Raw genomic sequence first — 4,273 nt, forward strand, 5'->3', positions numbered from 1 at the left:
TGAGGCCCACCAGGCATCGACAGCACCAGAGTTCGGCATACTGGCGCGACGAGGGCGTTTCCACACAGCCTCGGCCAATAGCTGTCGTTCAGCCACCGGTCGAGGTCATGGAAGCTACATGCGATTGTCCGATGTTCAAGCGCTGGAACACCTCGCGGCGCGAATCACCTCCGGAGAACTGGCTGGCGACCACGCCCTGGCAGCGCTACGGCCGTATTCAGAAGCAGAAGCTGCAGCCGCCAATGTCATCCACCTTCTTTATCACTTCGTCTCTGATGCAGACATACGAGCGGACGGAAGCTCTTTCTGGTCGAATCTCACCTGATGTTCTTCTCTAAGAAACCTAAGAAGCGATCTCCTCGGCTTTTGCAGATCGCAGAGTATCTCGACCTCGTCAGCGGCGGTCTGATGAGCGCTGAGATTTCGGACGAGGCGAAAGCCGCCGCACTGAGTCTGGCCTGTGACGTTTGGGGTTCGCTTGCTCTAGGGGACTGGGCCGAAATCGACCCTGCAGCGGTCACCGCATGGCGCAGCAAGGTGAATGGCCATGTTCTTGCTCATGTCCCTGCCGTCGCGGACGACTGCTTTCTGATCATTTTGCTTGGTGGCGAGCTGATCGCACCGGATTCGTACATCCTGTTTGACGTTGGGGCTGAGTATGCGAGCGCGACGTTCTCATCTCCATCCCTTGAACTCGCTGGTGTCGCCAATGAAGACGACATTCGTCGAGCAATCCCTGAGCTGCCTGGCAAACCCGATCCGTTCGCCATCTTGGATCTGCGCGGCGGCACCTACATGCAGGTTTATGCCGACGAACAAGGCTTTCATCTGGAGCATCAACTCGTGACTACCGCGGCGCACTACCGCTGCGTGGACATCGTCGGACCCGACGAAGCGGTTGAGGCATTTCTTTCCTACGCTTTTGGAAACTACGAGTGGGCCTACAAGAGACGCTGGGAAAGGATTTCTTTGTGAGAGCAAGGTCTGCCCTCGGCCAGAACCGACGTTGACGCATGAACCTGCAACCACCTATGACCGCCGACGAGCACCTTAGCGCCTACATTGACGACGGGCAAGAATCCGACCAGCTTGAGCAGCTGCTGAATAGCCCGACTGAGCGGCAGGCGCTCTACAGGTTGATAGTGAAGCCGGCCTTGCCCCACCAGCCCCTCAGCTCACTAACGGAAAGTCAATGACCGATACGACCAAAGTCAAAGGCCCCGCCTCGTACTTTCCTTCGATTGAAAAGACTTATGGGAAGCCAATCGCCCACTGGATGAGTGTTCTTCAGGATGCAGGCCCTCTCAAACACATGGAACTCGTGAACCGGCTCAAGACGGAGCATCAGATCGGTCACGGACACGCTAACGCGCTGGTGGCAGCATTCCTGGCGAAGAAATAAAAAGTCAGCCACTAGGACGTTCACGTGTGGCCAGGCCAGACTTCGGCCAGAACGGTTGCAGCGCTTTAGGAGTCGATATTGAGTTACGTCATCCATATCTGGGACCAGCCCACCCCGAAGAGCTTGGTCGAAGCGCAGGCGGTGTTTGAGCGGTTGTGGGACCAACGGGCTGCGCTGAATCCAAAGGTCGTCGAACTGGCCCAACGTATGAAAGCCGCATTCCCGGAGTATGGTGATGACTGGGACTTTGGCTCACCGAGGGACTTGCCCAACGACGCCGTGCTAGCCGTGGGCATCCACGACATGACGGTTTTCTATCCCCGGCTCGTGGATGCTGCAGTCGAGCTTGGGCTCAGCGTCTACGACGACAGCACGGGTGAATGCTTTGTGCCCGGTCCCTCCCGACTGTCGCCAGAAGGGCGCGAGCGTTTGGCATGGCACATCCCGGCGCCAGTGCCAGCAAAGTTGCCCGATATCGAAGACCGGGTGCGAGCGCTGGTCCATCCGCGGTTGGCGGCGCACGGATTTCGGCTGGAAATCGAGAGATCGTCGCTTGTCACGATGCAAACCCGTTGGCTTCGAGATACGCCACTGGGCGAGCAGCGGATTTCGCTCGGATGGAAGAGTCTGATGGATGGTGCGTTTTACGAGGCTCGCACCTCAGCAGGTATGCGGCCCGTGCTGCCGATCGAACTGGCGCCGCTGTGCAACCCCCAGCACATGATTGATCTGCATATTCTCAACGCTGGGCCGCTGCACCGTTTCGTCAGCCCCTTGCGGTCGGGCCCTTACGACATCAATCCGGTCGAGATTTCAAAGCCCAGCCAAATGGAAGAATTCCCGGCGGCCACCACCGACTGGCTGGAAGGTGAGGTTTTACCGGTGCTGGAACAATGCCGGACCGTGCCGGGGTTTCTGGCCTACGACCTGGGTGAGCCGCGGCAGGCTATCGCCATCAAGCCGTACCAGGCTAACCTCGTTCTCGCCTACTGGGCTGGCGAAGCCGATGTCGAACGACGCTTCGAGCTGCTCGTTGGGCGTTGCGTTCAGCACAACATGACACCTTATTTCCTGAACGCCACCTATCGAGGCCTGCAGGCTGAACACGTGCAAGCGATGTTCGGCGCCAGATCCAGTAACACCGTTTGAGCTGCGACTGAGGTCGAAGACCGCATCTCCAGCGGTGCAATGCAAACGGTTGTCGTGGGGCGCCTCACTGCGGTCCGCCTACAGCCTGGTATGCAAGCCGGTGAGGGGCGTCGATACGACGACGTCACGGGCACTCAACGGCCGGGAGCGGTCCTCTGACGCCGGCGGAGGTTCATCTCAGCGCCGCCTGGTAGGCCTCGATCTGCGGCATGAGCTGCAGGCGTCGCGCCAATGCTTCGGCGGACCAAACTGCTTCGCGCTCGTAGAACTCCGCGAAGGCTGGCACGTTTGACGGAATGATGACCCACGGCTGCTTCGTGCCGGTGAATATATGAACATCTGGCGCCATCAAATCAGGATTGTCGAGCGTTCCAACGCGAACAAACTTCGTTACCGGACCGGAACCTGCGTAGTGGCTCCAGATCGCAACACGGCATTTTGGGCACCGGGCGATCTGCTGTCCAGAACCGCTTGCGGAGGGCGTGTTCACCACGTCGGCGTCCCCTGAAAGGTTCACGACCTCGTCGGCCTCATACATTGCGTTGAGTGCGAAAGCGGCGCCAGACTCGCGTTGGCACCAGCGGCAGTGACAGCAATGCACGATCATCGGTGCTTTAGCTAGGCGATAGCGGATGTAAGAGCAACCGCATCCGCCCTCGATGGGATATGTCATGGGAGCCATGATATGGCTGGATTGGAGCAAACGGAAAGACTGCTCAGGGTCCAAAGCGCCGAGGCTACGACGGGCTACAGTCGGCCAGGACTGGACATTCGGGCGGACGTCCAGTTTTGCCGTCCAGAAGCATGTGCCTCATAGAAAGGGCGAGGAAGAGTGGCTACCACTATGTATTGCTGGCGATGCAAGATCGATCTCCCGATTCTCACGGAGGAGGAATATGAACTGGTCTTCCCTAAGAGTTTCATAGAGCAGATACGGGAATATCGCGAGAAAACAGGGGTCGACTTACGTCAGGCGCAGGCGGACGTTGGAGAGCAAGCGCTAGCAACTTATGAGCGCATCACCGGCTTCAAAGAGACCAATCCTCTTGCTCTTTACCACCATCGCCTGAGCCTCTATGGGCCACCTTGCTCTGAATGCGGGAAGCCGCTTCGCACTCCCGCCGCGAACTACTGCGCCGCTTGCAGCGCGCCGCGCGCCCGTTCCGGCGCTGGGCATTGACCTTGGCGACCAGCCGACCTCTGAAGCAGAATCCTGCGGGTAGTCATTCGATCCCTCCGTCATATTCGTCATGCTCAAACAACCTCGGTTCGTGATCGCAGTGCACGACCTGGCCCGGTCCGCCGATTTCTACCGCGACGTCCTGGGGTTCTCGATCGAGTGGAAGGAAGTGCCCGGCTGGCGTCTGTTCAGACGCGACGCCTGCACCATCATGGCGGGAGAGTGCCCGGACACACCTGCCGCGCGAGAGCTGGGCGAGCATTCATACATGGCCTACATTGAGGTCGACGATGTCACTGGCTTGCACAAGGATCTGGTTGCGCGGGGTGTCCAGTTGGTCAAAGCTCTTCGCACAGAGCCCTGGGGCATGCGGGAGTTTGGAATCGAGACGATTGACGGTCACCGCATGATGTTTGGAGAGGATGTTTCTGGCTCTGACTGAGCCGAGGAGGCATCGGCGGTTGCCGGCCGATTGTGTTGAAAAACTCGCCTTGAATCTTGCCTGCGCTGGCGATCACACAGAATTCTTGATCGAGTTGACG

General features: G+C 58.8%; 7 protein-coding genes. 6 read left to right on the top strand and 1 reads right to left on the bottom strand.

Going from position 1 to position 4,273, the window contains the following annotated elements; all coding sequences use genetic code 11:
* From V9L21_RS26305 to V9L21_RS26325, 5 genes are all read left to right on the top strand, one after another.
* Positions 1-325, top strand: a 325-nt coding sequence (locus tag V9L21_RS26305) for a hypothetical protein (protein WP_337315713.1), incomplete at its 5' end; no start/stop codon positions are given.
* Positions 325-975, top strand: coding sequence for a hypothetical protein (locus tag V9L21_RS26310; RefSeq protein ID WP_337315714.1), 651 nt, complete (start codon positions 325-327; stop codon positions 973-975). The genes V9L21_RS26305 and V9L21_RS26310, both read left to right, overlap by 1 nt.
* A gap of 38 nt (positions 976-1,013) precedes the next feature.
* Positions 1,014-1,196, top strand: coding sequence for a hypothetical protein (locus V9L21_RS26315; RefSeq protein ID WP_337315715.1), 183 nt, complete (start codon positions 1,014-1,016; stop codon positions 1,194-1,196).
* Positions 1,193-1,402, top strand: a complete 210-nt coding sequence (locus tag V9L21_RS26320) for a DUF4287 domain-containing protein (protein WP_337315716.1) — start codon at positions 1,193-1,195, stop codon at positions 1,400-1,402. Before V9L21_RS26315 ends, V9L21_RS26320 begins: the two co-directional genes overlap by 4 nt.
* A gap of 78 nt (positions 1,403-1,480) precedes the next feature.
* Positions 1,481-2,551, top strand: a complete 1,071-nt coding sequence (locus V9L21_RS26325; protein WP_337315717.1) for a hypothetical protein — start codon at positions 1,481-1,483, stop codon at positions 2,549-2,551.
* A 172-nt stretch (positions 2,552-2,723) separates the two neighbouring features.
* Here the strand turns inward: V9L21_RS26325 and V9L21_RS26330 are convergent, their stop codons facing one another.
* Positions 2,724-3,224, bottom strand: a complete 501-nt coding sequence (locus tag V9L21_RS26330) for a GFA family protein (RefSeq protein WP_337315718.1) — start codon at positions 3,222-3,224, stop codon at positions 2,724-2,726.
* Between the two features lie 577 nt (positions 3,225-3,801).
* On the opposite strand from V9L21_RS26330, the gene V9L21_RS26335 reads away from it, so the two are divergent.
* Positions 3,802-4,173 carry a VOC family protein gene (locus tag V9L21_RS26335; protein WP_337315719.1) on the top strand — a complete coding sequence of 124 codons (372 nt, stop codon included), beginning with the start codon at positions 3,802-3,804 and terminating at the stop codon, positions 4,171-4,173.
* Positions 4,174-4,273: the final 100 nt, after the last annotated feature.

The organism is Variovorax sp. CCNWLW235 (assembly GCF_037204085.1).
In the GTDB taxonomy this organism is placed as follows: domain Bacteria; phylum Pseudomonadota; class Gammaproteobacteria; order Burkholderiales; family Burkholderiaceae_C; genus Variovorax.